The organism is Pedobacter sp. UYP1, assembly GCF_040547305.1.
In the GTDB taxonomy this organism is placed as follows: domain Bacteria; phylum Bacteroidota; class Bacteroidia; order Sphingobacteriales; family Sphingobacteriaceae; genus Pedobacter.
The window spans coordinates 261,599-287,890 of sequence record NZ_JBEPPL010000004.1 but is presented as its reverse complement, the minus strand read 5'-3'; the positions used below and the strand labels follow the sequence as shown (position 1 = coordinate 287,890).

Annotated in this window: 25 protein-coding genes; 6 read left to right on the top strand and 19 right to left on the bottom strand. The window is 39.3% G+C overall.

The genetic code is table 11. The features are described from left to right. Nucleotides 1-4: 4 nt before the first annotated feature. From ABIB30_RS11365 to ABIB30_RS11355, 3 genes are all read left to right on the top strand, one after another. Complete coding sequence (locus tag ABIB30_RS11365; RefSeq protein WP_354302078.1) at nt 5-349, top strand: response regulator; 345 nt, start codon at nt 5-7, stop codon at nt 347-349. 102 nt (nt 350-451) lie between these two features. Continuing rightward, nucleotides 452-2,593, top strand: a complete 2,142-nt coding sequence (gene dcp / locus ABIB30_RS11360) for a peptidyl-dipeptidase Dcp (RefSeq protein ID WP_354302076.1) — start codon at nt 452-454, stop codon at nt 2,591-2,593. A 106-nt stretch (nt 2,594-2,699) separates the two neighbouring features. After that, complete coding sequence (locus tag ABIB30_RS11355) at nt 2,700-3,410, top strand: DUF2490 domain-containing protein (protein WP_354302074.1); 711 nt, start codon at nt 2,700-2,702, stop codon at nt 3,408-3,410. Between the two features lie 79 nt (nt 3,411-3,489). Here the strand turns inward: ABIB30_RS11355 and ABIB30_RS11350 are convergent, their stop codons facing one another. The 12 genes from ABIB30_RS11350 to ABIB30_RS11295 all read right to left on the bottom strand — a co-directional run bounded on the left by ABIB30_RS11350 (nt 3,490) and on the right by ABIB30_RS11295 (nt 17,406). Continuing rightward, nucleotides 3,490-4,782, bottom strand: a complete 1,293-nt coding sequence (locus tag ABIB30_RS11350) for a gluconate:H+ symporter (RefSeq protein ID WP_354302072.1) — start codon at nt 4,780-4,782, stop codon at nt 3,490-3,492. A 91-nt stretch (nt 4,783-4,873) separates the two neighbouring features. Further along, complete coding sequence (locus ABIB30_RS11345; protein ID WP_354302070.1) at nt 4,874-6,997, bottom strand: carboxy terminal-processing peptidase; 2,124 nt, start codon at nt 6,995-6,997, stop codon at nt 4,874-4,876. Between the two features lie 149 nt (nt 6,998-7,146). Then, nucleotides 7,147-8,397: a sulfate adenylyltransferase subunit 1 gene (locus ABIB30_RS11340; protein WP_354302068.1), complete on the bottom strand. Its 1,251-nt coding sequence runs from the start codon at nt 8,395-8,397 to the stop codon at nt 7,147-7,149. Next, nucleotides 8,397-9,302, bottom strand: coding sequence for a sulfate adenylyltransferase subunit CysD (cysD, locus tag ABIB30_RS11335; RefSeq protein WP_068401224.1), 906 nt, complete (start codon nt 9,300-9,302; stop codon nt 8,397-8,399). Before cysD ends, ABIB30_RS11340 begins: the two co-directional genes overlap by 1 nt. A gap of 10 nt (nt 9,303-9,312) precedes the next feature. Continuing rightward, a complete protein-coding gene (locus ABIB30_RS11330) occupies nt 9,313-10,017 on the bottom strand; it encodes a phosphoadenylyl-sulfate reductase (RefSeq protein ID WP_354302066.1) in 705 nt (234 codons plus the stop codon). Between the two features lies 1 nt (nt 10,018). Next, nucleotides 10,019-11,563: a TSUP family transporter gene (locus tag ABIB30_RS11325; RefSeq protein WP_354302064.1), complete on the bottom strand. Its 1,545-nt coding sequence runs from the start codon at nt 11,561-11,563 to the stop codon at nt 10,019-10,021. Between the two features lie 3 nt (nt 11,564-11,566). Next, nucleotides 11,567-12,364 (bottom strand): uroporphyrinogen-III C-methyltransferase, encoded by a 798-nt coding sequence (gene cobA / locus ABIB30_RS11320; RefSeq protein WP_354302062.1) that lies wholly within the window; start codon nt 12,362-12,364, stop codon nt 11,567-11,569. After that, nucleotides 12,354-14,450, bottom strand: a complete 2,097-nt coding sequence (locus tag ABIB30_RS11315) for a ferredoxin-like domain-containing protein (protein ID WP_354302060.1) — start codon at nt 14,448-14,450, stop codon at nt 12,354-12,356. The genes cobA and ABIB30_RS11315 overlap by 11 nt, the downstream gene beginning before the upstream one ends. A gap of 245 nt (nt 14,451-14,695) precedes the next feature. Further along, complete coding sequence (locus ABIB30_RS11310; RefSeq protein ID WP_354302058.1) at nt 14,696-15,415, bottom strand: hypothetical protein; 720 nt, start codon at nt 15,413-15,415, stop codon at nt 14,696-14,698. A 2-nt stretch (nt 15,416-15,417) separates the two neighbouring features. Continuing rightward, entirely contained in the window at nt 15,418-15,789 is a 372-nt protein-coding gene (locus ABIB30_RS11305; RefSeq protein ID WP_354302056.1) for a GntR family transcriptional regulator, read from the bottom strand. Between the two features lies 1 nt (nt 15,790). After that, nucleotides 15,791-16,570, bottom strand: a complete 780-nt coding sequence (locus ABIB30_RS11300; protein ID WP_354302054.1) for a hypothetical protein — start codon at nt 16,568-16,570, stop codon at nt 15,791-15,793. Nucleotides 16,571-16,575: 5 nt separating this feature from the next. Continuing rightward, the gene (locus tag ABIB30_RS11295) at nt 16,576-17,406 is read right to left on the bottom strand and encodes an ABC transporter ATP-binding protein (protein ID WP_354302052.1); all 831 of its coding nucleotides are present in this window, start codon (nt 17,404-17,406) and stop codon (nt 16,576-16,578) included. A 298-nt stretch (nt 17,407-17,704) separates the two neighbouring features. Here ABIB30_RS11295 and ABIB30_RS11290 point away from each other — a divergent pair, with 298 nt between their 5' ends. Next, nucleotides 17,705-19,369, top strand: a complete 1,665-nt coding sequence (locus ABIB30_RS11290) for a MutS-related protein (protein WP_354302050.1) — start codon at nt 17,705-17,707, stop codon at nt 19,367-19,369. Here ABIB30_RS11290 and ABIB30_RS11285 read toward each other — a convergent pair. From ABIB30_RS11285 to ABIB30_RS11275, 3 genes are all read right to left on the bottom strand, one after another. After that, the gene (locus ABIB30_RS11285) at nt 19,341-20,009 is read right to left on the bottom strand and encodes a hypothetical protein (RefSeq protein ID WP_354302048.1); all 669 of its coding nucleotides are present in this window, start codon (nt 20,007-20,009) and stop codon (nt 19,341-19,343) included. The two genes, ABIB30_RS11290 and ABIB30_RS11285, sit on opposite strands and share 29 nt — an antisense overlap. 65 nt (nt 20,010-20,074) lie before the next feature. After that, nucleotides 20,075-20,608, bottom strand: a complete 534-nt coding sequence (locus ABIB30_RS11280) for a carboxymuconolactone decarboxylase family protein (protein WP_354302046.1) — start codon at nt 20,606-20,608, stop codon at nt 20,075-20,077. Nucleotides 20,609-20,724: 116 nt separating this feature from the next. Beyond that, the gene (locus ABIB30_RS11275; protein ID WP_354302044.1) at nt 20,725-21,576 is read right to left on the bottom strand and encodes a helix-turn-helix domain-containing protein; all 852 of its coding nucleotides are present in this window, start codon (nt 21,574-21,576) and stop codon (nt 20,725-20,727) included. Between the two features lie 154 nt (nt 21,577-21,730). On the opposite strand from ABIB30_RS11275, the gene ABIB30_RS11270 reads away from it, so the two are divergent. Further along, the gene (locus ABIB30_RS11270) at nt 21,731-22,378 is read left to right on the top strand and encodes an NAD(P)-dependent oxidoreductase (RefSeq protein WP_354302042.1); all 648 of its coding nucleotides are present in this window, start codon (nt 21,731-21,733) and stop codon (nt 22,376-22,378) included. Between the two features lie 43 nt (nt 22,379-22,421). On the opposite strand, the gene ABIB30_RS11265 is transcribed toward ABIB30_RS11270, so the two are convergent. Beyond that, the gene (locus ABIB30_RS11265; protein ID WP_354302040.1) at nt 22,422-22,958 is read right to left on the bottom strand and encodes a DUF1349 domain-containing protein; all 537 of its coding nucleotides are present in this window, start codon (nt 22,956-22,958) and stop codon (nt 22,422-22,424) included. Between the two features lie 41 nt (nt 22,959-22,999). Continuing rightward, a complete protein-coding gene (locus tag ABIB30_RS11260; RefSeq protein ID WP_354302038.1) occupies nt 23,000-24,172 on the bottom strand; it encodes an MFS transporter in 1,173 nt (390 codons plus the stop codon). Nucleotides 24,173-24,264: 92 nt separating this feature from the next. On the opposite strand from ABIB30_RS11260, the gene ABIB30_RS11255 reads away from it, so the two are divergent. After that, complete coding sequence (locus ABIB30_RS11255) at nt 24,265-24,639, top strand: winged helix-turn-helix transcriptional regulator (RefSeq protein ID WP_354302036.1); 375 nt, start codon at nt 24,265-24,267, stop codon at nt 24,637-24,639. 13 nt (nt 24,640-24,652) lie between these two features. Here ABIB30_RS11255 and ABIB30_RS11250 read toward each other — a convergent pair whose 3' ends face one another. After that, nucleotides 24,653-24,889 (bottom strand): hypothetical protein, encoded by a 237-nt coding sequence (locus ABIB30_RS11250; RefSeq protein ID WP_354302034.1) that lies wholly within the window; start codon nt 24,887-24,889, stop codon nt 24,653-24,655. Between the two features lie 54 nt (nt 24,890-24,943). Continuing rightward, entirely contained in the window at nt 24,944-26,284 is a 1,341-nt protein-coding gene (locus tag ABIB30_RS11245; RefSeq protein ID WP_354302032.1) for an ankyrin repeat domain-containing protein, read from the bottom strand. Nucleotides 26,285-26,292: the final 8 nt, after the last annotated feature.

Here is a 26,292-nt window from a genome sequence, read left to right as displayed (position 1 = left end):
CGCGATGAAGAAAGTGATTGTACAGGATACCGACCTTGACCTGCTCAACATACTGACCTTCCTGCTGGAAGATGCCAGTTTTGAAGTGCTTGCCGTGCCCCATTATAAAGATGTGGCTTCGAAAATCAACAGCTTTAATCCCGAACTGATTTTGCTCGATTTCAGGCTCTCTGGCGAAGAATGCACCTGTTTATGTGCAGCTATCAAAAAGGACTTCCCCTGTCTTCCAATCCTCGCATTGAGCTGTAATTATAACATCCGGAAACAGTACGCCATTTATGGTTTTGATGACTATATCTGCAAACCTTTTGACATTGAACACCTGCTATCTGTGATGCGCAAATATTGAAATGAGCTACCAGTCTGCTTGCCGTAACCAGATTATTACCAGTTCCTGAATCAGCATCTTATAGTATTTTATGTAAATTCGGCTAAACCATTATCATAGAAAATGAATAAAATATTCATCATGCCACTTTTGGCCGTCATTGCAGTGACCGCATCCTGCGGAAATAATAAGGAGAAATCCGGCAGCGAGCAAACAAGTTCTTCTGCTAACCCTTTTACTGAAGCGAGTAAACTTGCTTATCAGACACCAGCATTTGATCAGATCAAGGATGATGATTTTCAACCTGCTTTAGAGCAGGGAATGAAAATCCAGTTAGAAGAAATGCAGAAAATTGCAGACAACCCAGATGCTCCAACTTTTGAAAACACGCTGGTTGCAATGGAAAAGAGCGGACAAATGTTAACCCGGACAAATAATGTATTTAGTGCCTTAACCAGTGGAAATACGAATCCTAAACTACAAAAAGTACAAGAGGATATCGCGCCTAAACAAGCAGCACACCAGGATGCCATCTATTTAAACTCCAAATTATTCAAACGTGTACAGGCAATTTACGAGAAACGCGAACAATTGAAACTTGACCCGGAGTCTAAACGCCTGGCCGAATTTTACGAACAGCAATTTGAGTTAGCAGGCGCTAAATTATCTGATGCGGATAAAACAAAACTTAAAAAACTGAACGAAGAAGAAGCTTCTTTAAGTACAAAATTCTCTAACCTGTTATTGGCAGCTAACAAAGCAGGGGCAGTTTTATTTTCAGACAAAGCAGAATTGGCCGGACTTTCACAAGGAGAGCTGGATGCAGCAGCACAAGATGCAAAAGCAAATAAACAGCCAGGCAAATGGTTAATTTCACTGCAAAATACAACACAGCAGCCTATTTTGCGGTCTCTAACCAATCGCACAACACGCGAAAAGATATTTAAGGCTTCCTGGAACCGTACAGAAAAACAAGATGCCAATGATACACGCAGCACGATTGTACGTATTGCAAAAATAAGGGCCGACAAAGCTAAACTGTTGGGATTCCCTGATTATGCAAGCTGGAAACTGCAGGACCAGATGGCTAAAACGCCAGCAGCCGTTGATGCATTTTTCGCGCAGTTAGTTCCTGCTGCAACTGCTAAAGCCAAAGCTGAAGCCGCCGACATTCAAGCGCAGGCAGACCTGGAAAAAGGAGGTTTTAAAATCCAGCCATGGGATTGGGATTATTACGCGGAGAAAGTCAGAAAGCAAAAATATGATCTGGATGAAAACCAGGTTAAACCATACTTTGAATTGAACAAGGTATTAGAGAAGGGTGTTTTCTACGCTGCAAATTTATTGTACGGAATCACTTTCACAGAACGTCATGACCTTCCGGTTTACCAGAAAGATGTCAGAGTATTTGAAGTATTTGACAAGGATAAAACTACAATCGGTCTTTTCTATTGTGATTATTTCAAACGTGATAATAAATCAGGAGGTGCATGGATGTCTAATTTTGTTGGACAGTCTAAATTATTGGGTACTAAGCCAGTAATTTACAATGTATGTAATTTCACCAAACCTGCCGAAGGACAACCTGCTTTGATCAGCTTCAGTGATGTAACGACGATGTTCCACGAATTTGGACACGGTTTGCATGGTTTATTTGCAAATCAGCAATATCCAGCTATATCAGGTACTAATGTAGCGCGTGACTTTGTAGAGTTCCCTTCTCAATTCAATGAGCATTGGGCATTAAATCCGCAAGTATTTAAAAACTACGCTGTTCACTATAAAACAGGTGAGCTGATGCCACAGGTTTTAGTGGATAAAATCAAAAAAGCAGCCACTTTTAACCAGGGATATAACCTGACCGAGATCCTTGCTGCAGCTTCTTTAGACCTGGCATGGCATAAAATCCCGGCCAGCGCAGCACTGCAAAACACGGACGAATTTGAAAAGGCTTCTTTACATCAATTGAAACTTGACCTTACTGAAGTTCCACCACGTTACCGCACCAGTTATTTCTCTCATATCTGGGGCGGAGGTTATGGTGCAGGTTATTATGCCTACCTATGGACCGAAATGCTGGATGACGATGCTTATTCATGGTTTGAAGAAAATGGAGGCTTAAACAGGGTAAATGGTCAGCGTTTCCGCGATATGATCTTATCCAAAGGAAATACAGAAGATTATGGAAAGTTGTTCCGCGAATTCAGAGGACATGATCCAAAAATCGGTCCTATGGAGAAAAACCGTGGTCTGACTACAAAATAGAAAGAAATTTCAACTGAACGGGATTAAGTATTAAGCTTAATCCCGTTTTTTTATGGGGTGTTATCAATATTGTTATTATTTTAGCGAGACACACAAATAAAATCAGATGATCCGTATTTACATTTTCTTGCTGACAGCCCTGTGCTTTTTGGGCACCACCGTCATTGCCCAGACCAATTCTCAGAATAGTGGCTGGTTATTTCTGCTTAATAATACTAAAATTAATGAAAAATGGGGGACTCACCTGGATGTTCAGGTCAGATCTGCAGACGATTGGAAAAACGTAAAGAACTTCCTTTTCAGACCGGGGATAACTTATTTTATCAATCCTCAAAATGAGGTGACACTGGGTTACCTCTTAAGTGAAACCCACAATCAGGTCGATGATCTTGGCGAACATAAACTTGTGGAGCACCGCATCTGGCAGCAGTATATCCACAAGCACAAGATCAGTACAGTGAACGTGAGCCACCGGTTCAGGTTAGAGCAGCGGTTTGTAGAGAAAGTGCGTGATCAGGACGTATTTGCACAGCGTTTAAGATACTTTGTCCGCTTCCTTATTCCATTAAAGAAAGAAGCACAGCAGTTTGAAAAGGGACTTTTTGCAGCATTGCAAAACGAACTTTTCTTCAATGTTCAGCATAAAGATAAATTGAGTGGTCACTTCTTTGATCAGAACCGGGCTTATGCAGCACTGGGCTACCGGTTCAGTAAGAAATTCGATCTGGAGGCAGGTTATTTAAATCAGGCTGTAAAAGGAGTAAATACCAATTCGATAAACAATGTAATTCAACTGGCAGTATATACCAGATTTTAAATCAAAGGCCTGTTTAGATTTACTGGTTCACGGTTCATCTAAACAGGCCTTATCAATAGCTATCTTCACAGCAGTTAATTTATACAAACTGACTCATCAGCATTACCCCGATCAGTCCCAGTACAGAGACCAGGCTCTCCATCACTGTCCAGGTTTTAAAAGTTTCTTTCAAGCTCAGGTTAAAATATTCTTTAAACATCCAGAAGCCTGTATCATTCACATGAGAAAGCATTAAACTTCCTGCGCCTACCGCCAATACCATTAACTCTGGTGACGCTCCTGCGGTGATAAAAGGAATAACCATTCCCGAAGCTGTTAGTGCTGCTACTGTAGCAGACCCTAAAGTAACCCGTAATAATGCAGCGATCAGCCAGCCCAGAATGAGCGGAGAAACATGCAGATCACCAGTCAATGTTTTCACTTGTTCACCAATTCCACTGTCTACCAGGATTTGCTTAAACGCCCCGCCCGCAGCTATAATCAGAATAATCATAGCAATGCTCTTTACTCCTTCTACACAAGAATCCATTGCTTTTTGCATCGGAATACGCTGAATAGAAATCGTAATGAGAATAGCCATAGTTAATGCCACTGTTGGATTTGCAATAAAAACAAGCACATGCTGGATCGAAGGATTTTGAGTGATTAAGACTCCAACGGTTCCTACTACAATAAAAAATATCGGTGAAAGCGCAATGATAAAACTTTTCAGTGCAGATGGTAAATTTTCTTCTCCCTGCAAATCCAGTTTCTGATGTGCGCTATCTCTTTTAGGTAATTTGATAATTGCTCTTGGAAAAAAGATCCCGGCAATAATAGCTACCGGAATACTGATGATCAAACCATAAATTAAAGTACGGCCAATATCAGCGTGAAAAATACTGGCTAAAGCAACCGGGCCAGGATGAGGCGGAAGAAAACCATGCGTTACTGACAGTGCAGCAGCCATTGGGATTCCAACATATAATTTAGGAAGTTTAGCAGCCGAAGCAATCGTAAATACTAACGGAATCAAGACTACAAAACCAGCATTGTAAAATAACGGAATACCAACCAGGATTCCCGTCAGCAGTACTGCCCATTGTATATTCTGAATTCCAAAAATCCGGACCAGTACGAAGACGATCTTCTTTGCCGCTCCACTATCCTCGGCCAGTTTACCAACCATTGCCCCTAAGGCAAGTACCATAACCATATCCCCCATGGTACTGCCTATACCTTTACTTACAGAACTCATCACCTTCTCTACAGGCAAACCTAACATCAGTCCCGTAGCTACCGCTACGATCAGCAGTGCAAGCATAGGGCTCACTTTCTTAAGGATCAGGATCAGCAGGATAATTATCCCAAATAGTACTAGTAATAAGTCCATAGTGATTGGTTATTCTTGTTCAGTAATAGTTAAAATGTAAGAAGCCGTTTAAAATCAATTTTAAACGGCTTCTTAAGATAGTATTTTATGCTTAAACTGTGGGCTTCAGTTGAATATAATCAGCCATTACCCTTAAAGTTTCATCCTCTAAGAAATCAAAATTCTCACTTTTCTTGATTTTGTCCCCTTTTTTAACAGGAGCCAGCCCTCTGGTAGCTCTCAGTTTATTGATCTTTTCTAAAGATTTAACCTCCAGAACTTCTCTTTCTGCTTTTAATTTCGCCTCATTCAAGGTAACTGAGGTTTCCAGATTACGCTTTTTCATATCCGCAATATCCTGAACCAGAATCTTGTAATCCAATGACTTCTCCATTCTTGTTTCATGCAATTTAGCCAGCTCTGTTTTCAGTGTTCCCAGGTTGGCTACCGCTACAAAATCAGATTTCTGAATCTCATCCCAAGGCAAAGCAGAAGGTTCCGTATCCTCACCCACTTTATCCATTGGATAAAAAGAAGGTAAAGTAATATCCGGCATCACCCCTTTATGTTGTGTACTGCTACCGTTTACACGATAAAACTTAGCGATGGTTAAATTGATTTGTCCTAACTGAGGAACTTCAGCTTTTTGAACAGGCTTACCTGTACTATCTAATTTCACCAGGCTAGCTAAACGTTCTAAAATAGAAGGGTTAACTAGTTTATTTAAATCAATTGGCTGTTGTACAGTCCCTTTACCGTAAGTCTGTGTACCGATAATTACGCCTCTTCCATAATCTTGTATTGCACCTGCAAAAATTTCAGAAGCAGAGGCCGTTGTACGGTCTACCAAAACACCAAATGGGCCACTCCAGGCTACGCCAGGATTTTCGTCGCTGTCCACTTCAACTTCTCCTTTTTGATCCTTCACCTGAACAACAGGCCCCTGGTCAATGAACAAACCAGTCAGATCAATAGCTTCTAATAAAGAACCTCCGCCATTACCGCGAAGATCCATCACAATTGCATCAACTTTATCTTTATTTTTCAGCGTATCAATTAATAGTTTAACATCACGTGTTGTACTTTTATAGTTCGCTTCTTTAGCAATTGCGGCTTTAGAGTCGATATAAAACGCAGGCACATTAATGATTCCTATTTTGTAAGGTTTGCCGTTAGTATGTATCGTTTTTACTTCTTTTTTAGCAGACTGATCTTCCATTACAATCTTCTCTCTGGTGATCTCTATAATGACAGGTTTTGAAGACATATCATGCCCAACAGGGATAATTTTCAATCGGACTACAGTTCCTTTAGGCCCCTTAATTTTTGCGACAGCATTGTCAAGTCTCCAGCCAATAATATCTTCAAATTCACCATCTGCCTGTGCAACTCCAATAATCCGGTCTCCTGCATGCAGTTGTTTACTTTTATAAGCCGGCCCGCCTGGCGTTACTTCTGCAATTTTCAAAACATCGTTTTCCGACTGCAGGTAAGCACCAATCCCTTCTATAGAACGGGACATCTGTTCATTGAACTGGCTGGCATTCGATGGATTGAAATAATTGGTATGCGGATCTATAGCACCTGTAAAAGCATCCATCAATAACTGAAATACATCCTGATTATTCAATTTAGAAGATTGTAACTTCAGGTTTTTATATCTTTTGGTTAATGTTTCTGCATTTTTAACGTCCGAAGTTCCCGCCAGCTTTAAATTAACCAGCTCATATTTAACCTTCTTCTTCCATATATCATTCAACGTTGCAATGGAAGTTACCCAAGGCATTTTCTCCCGGTTAAAAACATAGGTATCCTGCTGGTTAAAGTCATACTTATCTTTGATATGCGCCAAGGCATAATCCAGCGTTTCATTATATCTTTTGGAATAAATATTAAAGATATAGAATGGGGCGCTCAGATCACCATCTCTAAAAGAATCGTCCAATGTGGTTCTGAACTGTTCAAAATCCTTGATATCAGAGGCCAGGAAATAATTGCGGTAGGGATCCAATGCCTTTATATATTTATCCAGTACAATCGAAGAAATAGAATCATTGACTACTATCTTTTTATAATTGTAGTTTTCTATCAGCGCAACAATTTGCCTCGCTACCAAGCTTTGCTTCTCATCGGGCATAATATTTGGAATACCCTCAACCACCTTTTGTGGCTTTGGAGTAGCCTGGCAGGCTATGACTGCCGCGATAAAAGTTGCCACTAATATTCTTTTTAACATCTCTTTAAATAATTTAAAATCCATTCTTGTAACAATATCTAAATATAATGCCAGTTTCTCACTATATAACTATAAAATCCTTTTCTATCAAAAAAGGGACAAACACTTTGGTTTATCCCTTCTTTAATATCATTGAATGCTATTCATCTTTATTCAACTATAGCTCTGAACATCAGTGCACCTACAGTTAAATTCGTACGTCCGTCAATCAAAATTGCTGAACCATTGGCTTTATTTTCAGTATATAAATCGAAAGCCAGTTCATCGGCCGTTTTAATCACCACACGTCCTATATCATTTAATTTGAACTCATGTGTTTCCTCTTTTTCCAAAGTATTGATATTCACTTTATGCAGAATTTCTCTGATCTTACATTTGGTTAGCTTACTGTTATGTTGTAAGAAATAAGTAATAGAATCATCCATTGGCTTATTGTCCATCCAGCACAAATCTGCCTCTATCAATTGAGAACGCTGTGGCAGATAACTTGAATTCACGAGTACATCTCCCCTGCTGATATCAATATTATCTTTCAAGTGTAATGTAACAGATTGTCCTGCAGTAGCTTCCTGAGGGGTTTGCTCGAAGATTTCAATCCTGTCAATCACAGAACTGCTACCCGAAGGTAAAACAGTGACTTTATCATTTACCTTAAAAGCACCGCTCAAAATACGGCCGGCATAACCTCTGTAATCATGCAATGCCTCAGTTTGAGGACGGATAACCCATTGTACCGGCATCCTTGCATAATGCAGATCCTGGTTCACCGTAACTTCTACTGTTTCCAGAAAATCCAGTAAGCTAGTTCCTTTATACCAAGGCATATGCTCAGAAGTATGCACAATATTGTCGCCTTTTAAAGCACTGACCGGGATAAAAGTAATATCCTGCAAATTCAGCTTCGCAGCCATTTTTTTATAGTTTTCAGTGATCGTATTAAATACCTCTTCACTGTAACCCTCCATATCCATTTTGTTGATACAAATCACGACATGGCTTACCCCCAGCAACGAAACCAGGTAAGAATGCCTGATAGTCTGTTCTACCACACCATTTCTTGCATCTACCAGGATGATAGCCAGATTAGCCGTTGATGCACCCGTAACCATATTGCGGGTATACTGAATATGACCAGGCGTATCTGCGATAATAAACTTTCTTTTCTCAGTCTGAAAATACTTGTAAGCCACATCAATAGTAATTCCCTGTTCTCTTTCTGCGCGCAACCCATCTGTTAAAATTGCCAGATCAATTGTACCGTCATCATTTTTACGGTTCGACTGCTGTAAAGCTTCCAGCTGATCTGCCAGAATAGAACCGGTATCATATAATAATCTGCCGATCAGGGTACTTTTCCCGTCGTCAACACTTCCTGCTGTAAAAAACTTAAGTATATTCATTAAAAGTATCCTCCTTTTTTGCGGTCTTCCATGGCTGCTTCAGACACTTTATCGTCCAGGCGGGCACCACGTTCACTTATTTTTGATGCGCTGATTTCATCTATAATATCATCAATCTGATCAGCTTCAGATTCTACTGCTGCAGTACAGCTCATATCTCCTACGGTGCGGAACCTCACTTTGCGGTGGGTCACGATATCTGCCTCATCCATATTCAGAAAAGGAGATGCAGCCATCAATTGTCCGTTTCTGGTGATACAATCCCTGTGATGTGCAAAATAAATAGATGGCAGACTCATTTTTTCTCTGCGGATATAGTTCCAAACATCGAGCTCAGTCCAATTACTGATTGGGAATACCCTTACATTTTCTCCTTTATGGATTCTGCCGTTATAGATATTCCAAAGCTCAGGACGCTGGCGTTTAGGATCCCATTGGCCAAATTCATCTCTTACCGAAAAAATACGTTCTTTAGCTCTCGCTTTTTCCTCATCTCTTCTGGCACCGCCGATACAAGCATCAAAACCATGCTGTGCGATCGTATCGAGTAAAGTAATAGTCTGCAAAGAATTTCTGCTTGCATTTTTACCTTTCTGCTCAATGACTTTACCACTATCAATTGACTCCTGCACATAACCTACGATCAGTTTTTCGCCTAAACGTTCAACCATTTCATCCCGGTAAGTAATCGTTTCCTGGAAATTATGCCCGGTATCAATATGTACCAGCGGAAAAGGAAATTTACCTGGACGGAAAGCTTTTTCAGCAAGTCTTACCAGCGTAATAGAATCTTTTCCGCCAGAAAAAAGCAGTGCCGGCTTTTCAAACTGCCCCGCAACCTCACGCAGAATATGAATTGCTTCTGCTTCTAATTCGTCTAAATAATCTAAATTATATTTACTCATGTGTTTCTCGTTATTTTGTGGCGTGCAAACCACATTCCTTCTTTGACTGATCTTCCCACCACCATCTTCCTGCTCTGAAATCTTCACCTTCCTGAACTGCCCTGGTACAGGGAGCACAGCCAATGCTGGGAAATCCTTTGTCATGAAGGGTATTGTATACAATGTTGTTCTTTTTAATATAGGCTTTGACCTCATCCAGGCTCCAATAAAAGATGGGGTGAAACTTAATCAGCTGATTTTCTTCATCCCATTCCAGATTTGACATGTCTGTACGGTTTAAAGATTGTTCTGCCCTGATCCCGGTTACCCAGCATTTATTCCCCTGGAGTGCTCTTTTTAAGGGAACTATCTTCCGGATAGCACAACACTCTTTTCTATTTTCAACTGATTCATAAAAACTATTCGGCCCCTTTTTAGAAACCATAGCTTCCAGTGCCGCTTCATCCGGATGATAAGCATGAATAGGCTTTTGATAGTTTTCCAAAGTCCTGTTCCAGACATAATAAGTTTCAGGAAATAAACGGCCAGTTTCCAGCGTAAACACCTTTATTGGCAAGTCATTAGCAAATATTAAATCTGTGATGACCTGATCTTCCCAGCCAAAACTTGTAGAAAAGGTAATCTGTCCCGCAAATTTCTGCGAAAGGAAAGTTAAGGCTTCTACAGGGCCCATGTCTTTAATCTGCACAGCTATTTCTTCCAGGTACGCTTTCATTTTATATAACTTTTATAATAAACATAATGATACTTCTTAAACTCACCGCAATAACAATAATCCCTACAGCAACCATAATGCTCTTGACCGAAATACGGTTAGAAACTTTTGCTGCTATCGGCGCAGCTAAGGCACTGCCGATAACCAACCCGGCTACCGCTTCCCAATGTGCAGACTTCAGCATCGTGATAAAAGTCAATGAGCTCATCAGTGCGATAAAAAAACGGGTCAGTTTTACTGTACCCAGAGAGAACCGGGCATTTCTGCCACCAGCAATCAGGCTGGATAAAACAATAGAACCCCATCCACCGCCACCTACAGCATCAATAAAACCACCGAAAAGACCCAATAAAGTAATCTTCTTAATCTTTCCGCCAACTCTCTTTCTGGATACATTAAAAGCTTTGGAAAGGATCACCCCACCAAGTATCAAGGTGTATAAAGAGATAAATGGTTTGATATAAGTCCCATAATGCTCTAATGAAGACAACAGGTAAGCACCCGCTACCGCACCAAGGATACCCGGAATAATCAATAATTTAAACAATTTCCAATTGATATTTCCCATCCGGTAATGCATCCACCCGGCTATACCATTACTTAGTACTTCAGAAAGATGGACCCCCATACTGGCCGAGGCTGGTGGAATCCCCATAGACAATGAAAAAGCTGTAGAAGTAACCCCATAAGACATCCCTATGGCACCATCGACCATAGCAAAAATGAAACCTCCTGCTAAAAACCAGTAAAACATAGGATTAATCTCCGCTACATAAGCCTGAAACTCCGGCTCTCTTTGCCAGAAAACAGCAATCAGGACAGCAATTGACAAAACAATTGTTAACCAGATGAGCCATTTAAACTTAGGATACGAAGTCTTCTGAACGGTAAGATTTACTAATTTCTGAACAACAGGTTCCACCGCTTTCTGAACAGCAGGTTCCACAGCTTTCTGAACAGCAGATTCTACAAGTACCGCGCTCACCTCATTCAGCGTCTTTACTTTCGAACTGAAATCTCCTTGTAAAGTATTACGTAATGAACTCATTTGCTGTAAAGTAATATCCAGTTCGCCCGGTAGGTTATCATTAAACAATTCTTTTAATCTTTTAGCAATGGTTGGTGATTTGCCATTGGTAGAGATTGCTATTTTCAGGTCTCCTTTTTTCACGATAGAACCGAGGTAGAAATCACATAAATCAGGCTTATCAGCCACATTTACCAGTAATTTCAACGCATGGGCGTCACGTATGATCACTTCATTTAATCCATTATTGTTGGTGGCTGCAATCACTATATCTGCCTGATCAAGATCGGCTGCTGTATAACTTTTCTTCACAAGTTTAACTTGAGGTAACCTTTCAGCGAGTTCATAAACCTCCCTGGTTATCTCCTCAGCAACCACTGTAATTTTTGCCTGTTCACTCTGACCAAGCACGGCATTCAGCTTTTCAAGCCCCACAGGTCCTGCTCCGATAATGACCGTATGCAATTGATTGAGCTTTAAAAAAACAGGAAATAGTTGATTGCCTTTTAGTTCTTCCACAGTTTATAACTCTTCTTTAATGGCTGCAAAAAAATCTTTGATTGGCTGGAATTGAGGGTGTAAAGAAACTACTTCACCAAACACTAAAATAGCTGGTGCTCCGATTCCTTTTTCCAGTACAACTTCTTCAATCGTATCGACAATACCAATCGCCAGTTTTTCTTCTTCAGTAGAACCGCTTTGAATCACAGCAACAGGTAAATTTGCTTTTCCTTCCTGCTTATACAACTTTACAATCTCTTTCAGTTTGTTTAACCCCATCAATACCACTACCGTTGCTTTAGTACGGACAGCCTCATAAAGGTCGTTGGAGATTGCTCCGGAAGCCGTAGATCCTGTAACCACCCAAAAGCTTTCACTTAATCCGCGGTGTGTAACCGGAATCTGCTGCAAACCCGGTACAGAAATAGAGCTTGACAATCCTGGAATCATCTGCGCCGGTATATTATAGCCCGCTGCAAAATTCAATTCTTCATAACCACGGCCAAACACAAATGGATCACCGCCTTTCAAACGAACTACATGTCCGTAATTGATCGCATAATCTACCATCAGTTTATTGATCGCTTCTTGCGAATAAGAATGTTCACCAGAACGTTTTCCTACATATACTTTGATAGAATCCGCAGCAGCGTATTCTAATACCTTTTCATTCACCAATGCATCATATAAAACCACATCCGCATCTTTCAATGCATTTGCACCTTTCATCGTAATCAGTTCCGGATCTCCCGGTCCAGCGCCAACAAGCGTAATTCTTGGCTCTCTGATTTCTCTTTTTGTTCCCGAATTAATTAACATTTACCTGCGCCTCCCTCTTCGCTCTCATTGCTGAATAAAATTGTCTTGCCTGCTCCAGATAAGCTGTTGCAAACTCTTCTGTCGGCTCGTTTTTATTAATTTGCAATACCAACCCGTTAAAAGTTGAAGGTAAAACTACCTCACCCGTTTCTACAAAATTGGTATCAAACTCTCTGATCACACCAGTTTGAGTACTACTACTGATACTTTTATCTAATAATAAAGCCTTTGCAGTATTCACAAATACACTGTAGGAATGATAAATCGCATCAGACCAGGCCTTGCCTTCAAAAGCTGAACATGCCCATAACAACTTTTCTTCTCCTTCGAGTAAAAGGGTAGCCACCAAATCAATCACTACGCCTGCACATTCGCCTACGCCAATTGCAGTCACAAAAGTTTCTTCGTGGCCCCAGTCTACATACTCTTCATCTTTTAAAGCAGTAAGGTCTGCCAGTGGTTTCAATAACTGGTAAAAGTGATCCTTACCTTTAGCATCATAATATTGGTGGAAACTTTCATTTTCACCTGAATTCGCACTGTAGTCGTCCAAAACTGTGCGCAAAATAGCTGGTGCACGTTTAGTTGGTGCTTTAATTACACGCTCGGCAACCCGGCCTTCGCCATCACCTACTGTTCCGCCACCAATCATCACCTGCACTGCAGGCACAACTTTTCCGTTTGCTTTGACTGAACTTCCATGAAATCCAATGTGTGCCAGACCATGCTGACCACATGAATTCATACAGCCGCTTATTTTAATCTTAATGTCTTTATCGTAAATCAGATCAGGATATTCTTCATGAATTACTCCTTCCAATACCGCCGCAAGGGACATGCTGTTTGCAATTCCTAAATTACAAGTATCTGTACCCGGGCAGGTCGTAATATCACCCACACTATCAAACCCAGGAACCGCAAAGTCCAGCTCATTTAATACCGTATATAATGGGATCAATGCTTCTGCTCTGACAAATTTCAACAACAAACCCTGATTCTGCGTAATTCTGATTTCATCCGCTACATAAGGACGTATAGCCGCTACAAATAAGCGTGCTTTATCAGTTTTAATATCACCTACAGGTACTTTAATATATACCCCATAAAAACCACTTTGTTTTTGCGGGAATACATTGGTATCCAGCCATCTTTTATAATGGGTCTCATCTGCCGGGCGCTGATCATTGGCAGCAATAGCCTCTGGCAACGCGGGAAGAGGTACAGTACCGAGATCAACCTGAAAAGATTTTGATTTATTGGCGATTACTTCTTCAGCAATTAAGCGCGTTACTTCTTCCAATCCAAGTTTTTGAACCAGATATTTTAACCTTGCTTTATTTCTGTTCGTTCTTTCTCCATGACGGTCAAAAACCCTCAAAACAGACTCAGAGTAAGGAATCAATTGATCTTCAGGTAAAAAATCATGCACTACACTGGCCAGAAAAGGTTGTGCCCCCAAACCACCCGCAAACATGACTTTAAATCCACGCTCTCCTTTTTCATTCAGTTTAGGAATAAAACCTAAATCATGAATATAACTGAAAGCAGTATCCTTTTCTGTTGCTGAAAAAGATATCTTAATCTTCCTGCCCATTTCCTGACAGATAGGATTTCTTAAAAAATATTTAAATACAGCCTGTGCATAAGGAGAAACATCAAAAAGTTCCTCAGGGTTGATCCCAGCATCAGGCGAAGAAGTTACATTTCTAACGGTATTACCACAGGCTTCACGTAAAGTAATGTCATCACGTTCCAGTTCTGCCCACAATTCTGGTGTTCGATCCAAACTCACATAATGAATCTGAATGTCCTGCCTAGTAGTTAAATGCAGATTTCCACTACCGTATTCATCAGAAACATCGGCAATACGCAATAACTGTTTAAAGGTAACTTTTCCGAATGGCAATTTAATACGCACCATTTGTACGCCCGGCTGCCGCTGACCATAAACACCACGCGCAAGCCGAAGACTGCGAAACTTTTCGTCGTGTATTTTTCCTTCACGGAAGGCACGGATCTTTTGTTCAAGATCTATGATATCTTTTTCTACTACCGGGTTCTCCAGCTCCGTTCTAAAACTTTGCATGTCAATAAATCTTGGTTAAGGATTGTTTTGTTTAAAAGACGTTTTCATGGTCGATTATTCCAAAGATATATATTATACATAGAATTAGTAGTATTAAATATAAAAAAAGACTAACTACACTCATTAAAAGCACATTAAATGGTTATTTTGATTTTAAAAGGATAAAACCTAGTTTGGAGAAAAGAAAAAGCCACTGTCTTTGTTCAAGAAGACAGCGGCTTAATTTTGAAATGACAAGAATAGGTTTATTTAATCATTTGCACAACTCTTCCGTTCAGCGAGACTGTCGCACTATCCGACAACAAATAGTTTGTTTTTACAATTTTCGGGTCCAGCATAGTCAATTTACTGTTTCCAGGGACGTTTAATGTAGCACTATTGATTTTGGTGTCTGAAGAGAGCGTAAGTTCTGCACCTTCACTTGTTTTAGTCCCAACAATTGCATTTAACGTCTGTACTTCCATACGGTGCAGATAAACACTCACATAAGATTCAATCTGCAAATCCAGCTGATCTAAGTGATATCCTTTCAAACTGATCTCGCTTGAACCATAGGGGTAGCGTTCTCCCTTTTTAGGCTTAAAATTTGAAACTGTTGCAATAGCATTCAGATTTTTGGTAATAATGACAATACGGCCATTGATCCAGGAGGATTTCTCTTGCTTACTAGCATCAGATTCACCTAAGTTAAGTGTATGCTGACTGGTTTCGAATTTCACTTTTTCTTTGATATCCCGGTCAACCCATATACCTTCCTTTTCCCCATACTCCACATGGACATTCGACAATCTTTCAGTCTGTATAATGAGTTTTTCTATTCCATTCAAAGGTGTGAAATCCATCCCATTAAAACGGCTTTTATAATCTCCGGTTAAATAAACTGCTTTAAGAGTATAATTAAAAGCTACTAAAGACCCCATTACAATGAGGATAGCTGTGATGATTAACATGTTACTTTTCTTCATGGTTATTCAGGTTTATTATTAGTTTGGATAAAAGCTTCATAGCGTTGTTTAATTTCTTCTATGCTGATCTCCAGCAGAGAGATATTTCTAAAAAACTCAGGAAGTTCCTGTCCCAGGAATTTTTCTTTTCTATAGGTTTTCAGTTTTTCTTTTGCCTGGCTGGCCACAAAGAGGCCAATTCCCCGCTTATTGATAATTACTTCTTTGACTTGAAGAAACTCATATGCACGCATTACTGTATTCGGGTTCACCTGAAGATCTACTGCAAGTTCCCTTACTGATGGAATCTTTTCAATCCACTTCTCTATAAGTATATTATCTCCCACAAAAGCTGCTATTTGCAGATATATGGCCTCGTTCTCTCTAAATTCCATCCTATACTTGTTTTTCTTTCAGTTTAAAAAATGCTGCCGCCCATAATATAATTGATACCGCAAGGAACATGGTAATCAATATTGCATAAGATTGATCTACTGGATTTATAAAATAAAAATTATCTTTTTCCTGTAGTGACACACCAGCAAATATTGGCTGCATACGTGCGTTTGTTTTAAAGAAAAAGCTAATTAATGGTACATTAATTAATTGAAGGATACCCAACATAATAAAAATGACAAAAGCTGTTTTGATGAAATGCAGCTTCTCAAAAAATACTGCTCCAAGGAAGGCAATTGCATGCAGCAAGCCGAAAATCATAAATGCAATCAAAAATTTATTCTTACCCTCAATCACACTAAACAATTCATTTTTCACATTAGGGTTCACATTGCCCAGATGGATCACAATCGAGTCTACTAAAAGATAACAACTAATGAAAATTACTTGAAATATTACATAGGAATAAACCCACCCAACAAAAAAACGTTCAAAATTAGATACCGGAAGGGTCAGTGCCGGGATAGATTTCTTTTTATCGCCGAGGTCAGTGAATACCATACTCGTGAAAATTGTACCTGATAAAAACAGAAAAATATAGAAATAAGCAAATTGCGCCTTTACATCCAGGGCTCCACCGCCCAGGTAAGCTGTAAAACCCAGCATTAAGGATAAAATTCCTATTAAAACACCTGTGGAAATTAAATAGGTCTTATACTGCTCTCTTGTATGTTTACTCAGCAGCTTGAAAAAACGCTGAAAACTAAATATGTTGTTCATTTGATTTATTTTAAGCTGTCAATAATTGATTGATGACCAGAAATGATTGCATTAAAAAGCATTTCCATATCTACTCTGCTATATTTTTGTGAAGTATTCGTGCTGATTGTATTTACACCAATTGAATTTTCTTCCGTATATAATATGGCTTCAGTATTTGCCTGAGCGGCTGTGGTAAACAGCAATCTATCTGCAATGTTATCCAGAGAGTCATTTAGTACAATTTCTTTCTCATGCAGCACAACCAAAGTATCAATCAAACTATCCAGATCTCTAACCTGGTGCGTAGAAATAATCACACATCTTTCTTCAGTCAGGGCAGAAGCAATGATTTTTCTGAATTGTATTTTTGAAGGGATATCCAGACCATTGGTGGGTTCGTCCATAATCAGCAAGGAGGTATTAGTTGCCAGACCAAAACTGATCATGATCTTTTTCTGCTGCCCAAAAGATAACTTGTGCAATTGCTTGTCATCAGGCACATCAAATTGCTTAAGCATTTTGTGGAATTGCTCTGCATTAAAATTCGGATAAAAATGCGCTGTACTCTTCATGAACTCTATAGCAGTAAGTGCCGGCATGAAAAGCTCTTCAGGTATAAAAAAAAGCTCTTGTAAAAAAGCTGGTAAACGATCAGCAGCATTGTATTGGTTCAATGTACAATGACCTGCCAAAGGATAAACGAGTCCGGCTAAGTTTTTCAGTAATGTAGATTTCCCCGCTCCATTTTTCCCAAGCAATCCATAAATATGGCCAGCTTCCAGTTTCAGGTTGAGGTTCTTGAACAATAATGAGTTTTTACTATAGCCAAAGGTTAAGTTAGTAATCTCTATCATGGTTGTAGCGTCTAAGTGTATTAGTTATCTAATACACTACAAATGTATTAAAGTATTTAACTAATGCAACTTTTATTTATAAATATTTATTACCAGAAAAAAGGGCAAAAAAAATACCCGGACATCCACCCGGGTATTTCTTTTATCAACTAAACCTTAACTAGAAAATACTAACCAAATATTTTACTGGCACAAACATACCAGCCTTATATAAAGTCAGTGTTAAAATTGGATAACCTGTTCGTAATGCTCTTATTTTTATTTAAATTTCGCATCTTTTCATACTATCCTACACCTCATGCTGATTTTAGCTTACATTATTCTTGCCCTGGTAGCACTTTACCTTCTTGTTTATCTTTATAAAAAAAACTTTGCTGTTCAGACCCAACGGGAAGAACTTAAACGAGATTGGGGAAGCGCAAAAAACAGCAGATACATTGATATAGATTTAATAGAAAACTACTTTTTAAATACAATTACTGAATCTTCAGAAAAACTACAACTGATTTCTGATAAAATAGCCGACGATTTATATATCAATGACGTCTTTAAACTGATTGACAGGACAATATCCAGAGTAGGTCAGCAGTTTTTATATGCCAGGCTCAGAACAATTGATAAAGAACAAACAGACCTGATCTTTCTGGATAAGTTTGCAGATCTGATTACCGATGATGAAAAACTGAGACTTGATACACAGGCCACCTTACAAATACTGGAGAAAAACGATTCTTATTACTTCCAGGACCTGATTTACGCAAAAAAAATAGAGGCACCTACATTTATGCCTATCGTTTACATTCTTTCTGTTCTGAATGTACTTTCCCTGATTGCCGCGATATTTCATCCAGGTTTTCTACTTGTCTTTTTTGGAATATTCATCATCAATTCCGGAATTCATTACTGGAATAAAAACAAAGTCAGTGTACATACCTCTTCTCTCGGTGAATTTCTAAAAGCGTTTGATACCGCTAAAAAACTAGATGCAGATGGAAAGATCAATGCACAATTTCCGGAAGTAACCAACCTCATTAAAGAGCTGACTCCACTGAAAAGGAAAATGCTTGGTGTAAAGCTGGATAATATGGCTGAAGCAGATACAGTGATGATTGGCTATATGCTGTTCGAGCTTTTAAAGATTGCTTTCAATGTAGAAATCATCCTCTTCTACTCTATCATTGATTCCCTGAGATCACAAAAAGACCTGCTAAAAAGGCTTTTCAAATTCATAGGAACAGTCGATACCGCTATTTCAATTGCTTCGCTAAGACATTCGTGGGATGGAGAATATTGTAAACCAGTATTCAACCAGGAAAACTGTATCCATATCTCAGGTGTCAAACATCCGCTGGTTGTAAACTGTGTACCGAATGATCTTGATTTACAGTATAAAAACTTATTGCTGACAGGTTCCAATATGTCTGGTAAAACAACTTTTATCAGGTCTGTTGGTGTAAACTTGATTCTTGGTCAAACCTTATTTACCTGTATGGCTAAAGAATTTAGTATGCCATATTCAAAAATATTCTCTTCTATTACCATTTCGGATAGCTTACTGGAAGAAAAGAGTTATTATTTTGAAGAAATGAGGATTATCAAAAACTTTATCGAAGAATCAGTGAGCGAAGAACCATGTTTTTTCATCCTGGATGAGATTTTCAAAGGAACCAATACGATTGAGCGGGTTTCGGCCGGAAAAGCAATCCTCTCCTACCTGGCCAAAGGCAATAACCAGGTTTTTGTTTCTACTCATGACACCGAACTTAACGAGTTGCTAAAAACTCAATATGAACACTATCATTTCTCTGAAACTATTGCAGAAGCAGAACTGATTTTTGACCATACCATTAAAAAAGGCCCCTTAAAAACAAGGAATGCAATCAGGATCCTGGAAATTAATAATTATCCGGCAGCAGTGATTGCTGATGCCAATGCTACGGTTGATTTACTGATGAAGGATTAGTTAAATTCTGGATAATTGATTTGAAAGTCTTAATATGAAGACTGTCTCTTGCATTTTCCGGATTCTCCACATAATCTTTGAGGGCTTGTATATATGCTTTACGGAAAGACTTATTCTTCGTATTTGAATTGTACTCGCCTTGTGCTTTGTATAATGGCTGTAAATTTTCGGCAATTTTCCTTTTAATGCCATAAGGTGATTCATCTCTCATAATCACAATATTCCTTTCAAAACCGGGTATATATTTAACGATAAAACGTTCCCCCCGTGGTGGAATAATAATTTCATTGCGAATTGGATAGATCGAGGCGGTAGTGGTAGAAAAATCTATTACCACATCTTTGCCATCGGCAGTTTGGACCACTGCATCATAATCCCAGATCGGGGAATCATTTAGGGTAGAGCTGGTTTCCTGCTCCAGCGTAACAACCGCAGATCCTCTTACGCCATAATGTGCCAGAAAAGCTGCATTGACAAACTGACCAGTAAAAACATTAGCCAGTGCTAAAACAAAGCCCAGGATCACGTAAAAAACACTACTGCGCCAAAAAGAAAGAATAATGCCAATAATCAGTAACACAAAGAATGACCAGGCTCCATGATGCGCAAAGAAGTAGAAAAGCATTGATAATATCTTCATTGTTAATCTTTTATTCTATATAAAAATAGATTAATATTTTAATATTATCAATGCTAAATCATTTATTATAAGGCAGGCGCTAAAGGCCAGTCTACAGGGATATCAGTTAAAGCATGCAGATAATTGGTAATTACTTTGTCGCCGATTACCATTACAATATCAACCAGGTTTCCTTCATTGTAACCTGCCGCATAGAATTCCAGTAAAAGCTGTGCATCTGCATGACCTTTGTTCTCTGTAATGCTTTTAACCACATTTGCTAAAGCTGAAAGCTTTGGATCGAATGTAATCTCAGCTTTACGGATTTCTAAAATCTGAGCATCAGTAAAACCATTCATTTTTGCGAAAGCAGTATGTGCGCTCAGACAATACAGACAATCATTAACCTGACTGACTACTAAATTGATTACCTCACGCTCTTTAGCTCTAAGGGAGGTTTTTGCATTTTGCAGCGCCAGGTAGTTCCCTAAGGCATTTTCAGAATGTGCAAATGCAGCATATAGATTTGGAACAAAACCTACCATCTTGTTTAAATTATCAAAAATAGCCTGGTTAGCTGGAGTTACTTCTTCTCTGGTTGGAACTGTGAATATTTTCATGTGTTTATCAGTTAATGTTCTTGAATATTGAACACCACAAATATCTGCCTTCCATGGAACCTCAGCCATAGAGAAACTTCCCGATGATTTGTAATTAATGCCTGAAATAATCAGTCTTATGAAACTAATTTAGCAGCTCTAAAATCCGAAGGAGAAAAGGAAGCATGCTTCTTAAAAAAATTACTAAAATAGGCCGCATCATCAAAACCCAGCTCATAAGCGATTTCTTTCGCAGACTTATCTGTGTAAATCAAGAGCCTCTTTGCTTCCAAAACCACTCTTTCCTGAATAACAGCCAGTGGCGATTTATGATTATAAATTGCAAAAAGGTTAGCTAATGTCTTTGGTGAACGGCTTAGCAGTTCGGCATAAAATTGAACCTGATGTTGCAAACGAAAATGCTCTTCCACCAGTAGATTATAACGTCTGATGATATCAAGCTTATCATCTGTCAGGTTCTTATCCGTTAGATATTGACTTTTGGCCAGCCTGGTAATGATAATGATTAATCTTTTCAGCAGCATCTGCAACATCTCCCGCTGAATATTATCTACAGTATCAAATTCTTCAATGAAGATTTCAAAAAGCAAGGTGATCTTTTTCTGCTCCTGCGCATTCAGCCTGATAAAAAGATTACCTGTCGATCCGTAAAATAAGAACCCAACGCAGCTCACCTCTTTATCGTGATCAACAATGCAATAGAAATCCCTGTTATACTGCCACGCGACTACTTGTTCAGGCTTTTCAAATTGGAAAGACTGATTTACCATTAAAGGTAAAATACTCTGCTCAGGGAAATCATATTTAACCCCATCGATCGTAATTACCTGCTGTACTCCCTTATTCCATGCAATCGTTAAAAATTTATCTGTCCGGTCACGCTGAAAAAAAGAACGGTCAAAACCGGCTTCATTAATAGTTAAATGGAATTCGCCTTTGGTAACCGGCTCTAAATGATGAAACTTCATGTACAAGTGATTGATAAACTATGTAAATTTAACCTATTCTACTGTCTTTATAAAATATCGCTTATTCAAGCGGATTCCCAAAATCCGTGTATTCATCAGGTCAGCTGACTAGTGGTGAAGGCACAATATTTTCAATAATTTTATAAAGAAATCAATGAAACAAGCTATAAAAGTTGCCTTATTAGGCGCAACAGGAAAAGCGGGTCAGTACCTGCTTCAGGAATTATTAAATAATGGATATCAGGTAAAATCTCTGATCAGAAAACCAAAAGACTACACCGTATCACATCCTGCCCTGGAACTTGTAGCAGGCGATATCAAAGACCTCACAACCGCAAAACAATTAATTGGAGGCTGTGATGCGGTCATTAGTACAATTGGACAAAATAAAGACGAGGTACTCATTTCAAGCCTGGCTACTGAAAATATCATCAAAGCTATGGAAGAGTTTAAAATCAGGAGGTACATCCTGTTGACAGGTTCTAATCTTGAAGTTCCAGGAGATCAGAAAAGCGCCAAAAATTTAGAAGGTACAGCCTGGATGAAGGCAACTTTTCCAGTGATTGTGGCAGATAAACAAAAAGCTTATGAAATCCTGACCGACAGTTCAATAGACTGGACAGTTGTCAGATTGCCCTGGATTGAGAAAGCTACAGAAAGACGGGGCCTGGTAGTCGATTTGAAAGATTGTCTGGAAGAGCTCATCAGCACAACAGATCTTGCTGATTTCCTGATCGCTCAGCTTACGGATACAACTTATATCAAAAAAGCCCCGTTTGTAGCGAGTAAACTCAAATTATAAAAAAAGGGAGCCATTTCCAGTGGCTCCCTTTTTTTATACCTGCTTATACAGCCTCTACCTTGAAATCTTCAAAAGTCACCGAAAAACTCTCTTTCCCAGGCGCCGCAGCAACCATACCAATCTGCACTTTTACTCCCGGAGGAAAATAAGCCAGACGCAACATATCATATTTCTTTTGATCAAATGAATATTTGATCTCTACATAATCTCCTTTGCGCAATAATTTCAGCCAAACAGACTCTGGACTATCATGACGCGGCACCACAGACCAGTCTGAAACCTCCCTGGTCACCACGGCACTGATATTCTGAACGCCGTCCACATATTCTATTCCCGTTTTAATCCAGTTCTTTTCATCTATCCTGATCATTAATCCGGCCTGATGAAAAAGTTCCTGATACTGACCGGTAATTTTCACGCTTGCCTGGAAATCACCAGTAACCTCCTGATAGTAAAAAGGGCCATTATCACGTTTAAACCCATAATGTGTCACTTGCCAGTAGTCCGTGTCCGGATCTACAGTAAAATTTAAAAGGGCGGCATCTCCATTCCATGTGCCGGGTTGATTGAACCATTTCATAGTTGTAATATAGGAAGAAGCTATTTAATTTAAGCGATAAATCAAGTATAACATTTCACTTGTTGCTGCCGGCTTTCAATCAGGCTTCTCAGTGCGATCATTGCCAAAGACAATACACCAAAACCCATTCCAACCCATGGGGACATCGCTATTCCGCTTGTTGCAATAATCCAGCCGCTCACAATCGTTCCTACTGAGACCCCAAGGTTTCCGAAAGAAGTAGCCAGGCTATTGGCAAATTCAAGCGCATTGGGTGCAGCAGAAATCATGTAAGCAGATGCATTGAGAAAACAAGGAGCATATAAGAAGCCCCAGACCGCGACAATTAAAATAGTCAACCCCGTATTCCCACCCGAATATTGCAAAGCGAAAGGGATCAGTATCGTCCCTGACAAAAAAGCTGCCGTAGTTAATGGAATATTTTTACTCAGCATTTTTCCGGAAATCCAATTGGAAACAATCCCGGTAATCCCAAATAAGAAGAGCATATAGCTAATCATCTTTTCGTCCATTTGCTTCACTTTACCCAGATAATCAGCGAAGTAGCTATAAGTAGAAAACCAGGCAGCAATCATAAAGAAATTCATAGCTGTACTGATCAGAAAAGATGGGCGTTTCAGAATTAGCAATTGACTACCATACGATTTCCTGCTTAAAACCGGCATCGGCGGCAACATCTTCCATATCCCAAGGAGCGCAAGCCCACTGACCGCAGTTTGTACCATAAATGAAGCTTTCCAGGTAAATAACCCGGCCAGATAAGTTGCCAGCGGAACAGTAGTAACCATTGCAATAGCAATTCCCCCTAATACAATCCCCATCAACTGATGTTCATCCTTTTGCTGACCAGAAGCTACAGCAGCTGCAATAGCCGTAGAAATATAAACCGGCTGCAAGAATGCAGGTAATATGCGTACCGTAAGCAACAGCCAGAAAGGTGGTGCAAAAGAAGATACAATACCCGTAATCAAAAATATAGCAATAGCCGTTAGCATCACTTTTTTACGGTCGAAGCCTGAGGCTATTAAAGTCATAAAAGGACCTGTTAGCGCAATAACCAACGCAAATGCACTCAGCAGAACACCTGCTTTATCAATCGTAATCTGGTAATGTTCAGCCAATTGAGGCAATACACCAATAACACCAAACTCTGTACTGATGATACCAACCATTCCAAGGCATCCTATATAAGCTGTTTTTTTATTTACAATCATGGTTTATTTAAATTGAGCTGGCTAAATTAAATGGTAACCCTTACTTTTACGGGCAATACACCAATTGTATGGTACATACAAAAAAGTAAGTAATGGGAAATATCAAGGAAAATTCAACGAATAATTTAAATAGAAAATACATCACAAATGACTGTGACTTAACCTATTCAATTTGTATGGTAGGTGGAAGATGGAAGCTATTAATTCTTTGTAAACTAGAACCGGGAAAACTCAGGTTCAGTGAGCTGAAAAGAGAAATCTGCAACATTACTGAGCGTATGCTGACTTTACATTTAAGAGAATTGGAAGCTGACGGTATCATTAAGCGTACTGTATACGCAGAAGTTCCGCCAAGAGTAGAGTATGAATTAACAACTATAGGAATAGAACTCATCCCAATTTGGAAACAGCTCAGTCAGTGGGGTGCAAAACACAGGGAATTAATGAAAGAAGGATCAGTAGTATAGCATTGCAGGTTAATTACATGCCCCTGTCGCGGATCATCTCACCCAGTAACTGGACTAGTTCGTCAGATAAATCGTCATCGGTAATCCACCTGATACCAAGCTCAATGTCTTCTTTGGGATAGATGACACCAAGCACCAATGGAACCACAACACCATTTATCGTTTCATCATAAGAAACAATATACTGTCCATTATTTGCTGAAGTAACAGTAACGGTGTGGTGCAAAAACCTTATACTAAATTCGTCCATCTGAGTTCAATAAAAAGGCTGGTTCCTTCATAGAAACCAGCCCATTTTTGTATATTATCCTTTTAAAATTTTGCCTTTTTCCAAATCAAATTCCTCCTGCGTAAGTATACCCGCATCGAGCAATTCTTTCAAATCCATTAAAGCTTGCTTTTTAGAAGCCAGATCATTTACAGGAGCAGCGGCAGGTGCATCAGCTTTAATTACCGGGGTCACTACAGTTCCGGGAGCACTGAATTTCATAATCAGCTCTGTGATTTCATTATATCCTTTGATGTTGGAATAGTCAATTGCCTTTTGTTCTTTGACATTGACAACATTCACATCGGCAGCATGCTCCAATAGGAATTTGACAATATCTTTCTTGCCATTCAAAGCTGCATAGTGTAAAGCGGTATTACCCGATTCATCCTGATAATCTACAGCAGCGTCTTTCTCTACCAGCAATTTCACCATGCTCAGCGCACCACACTTTACAGCCAACTGCAATAAACTCTCTCCACTGCAAACCTCATTGTTCAGGTTAAAGTTATTATCTAACGCAGTCTCCACAGCACTTTCCACCCAGTCCAGGTAAGAATCCATTGCTCCATCTGATTTATTAAATGGTCTGGCATAATTGGAATCCAGTCCATTCTCAATAAATAACCTGACAGTTTCTTTTTGATTGTGGGCAACAGCATACCAGATCGGTGACATTCCAGCTTTTGAAGAGATAAAAATATCCGCTCCTCTTTTAACCAGTAATTTAACGATCAGTTGATTATTATCATAGCAAGCCACTAATAACGCGCTCTCACCTGCGTCATTGATATGATTGACATCAGCACCATTATCAATTAATAGTTCTGCCATCTGGCTATTTTTAGCTTTCGCAGCAATCAACAATGCATGATCTCCAAGGTTATTGGTTTTATGAATATCTGCGCCATGTTCCAAAAGTGTCTTGACAATCTCTCTGTTACTGCAACCCGCAGCAATCAGCAGAGGAGTTTCCGCATCATTGTTTTCTAAATCTACTTCCAATCCGAGATCTATAAGCTTTTTAAGCACCTCAATCTGCGCTGTTCTGGCTGTAATATGAGAGAAACTGTTGCCTTGATTATCATTGATATTGATCTTAGCTCCTTTTTCAATCAAAAACAGGGCAGTTTGTTTCTCTTTCTGAACCAGCGCAAAATAAAGCGGCGTTTCTCCATTATGATCTTCGTAATCAATATCAGAGCCTTTATCGGCCAGTATTTTCACAATATCCAGATATCCTCTATGGGCTGCATAATGCAAGGCTGTCCGGCCTCTTTCATCTGTATATTTCACATCCGTTTCATCGGAAGAGAGTAATAACTCCGCTATTTTTCTATTGCCATTTTCGCAGGCAATCAGGAATGACATTGACATTTGATACG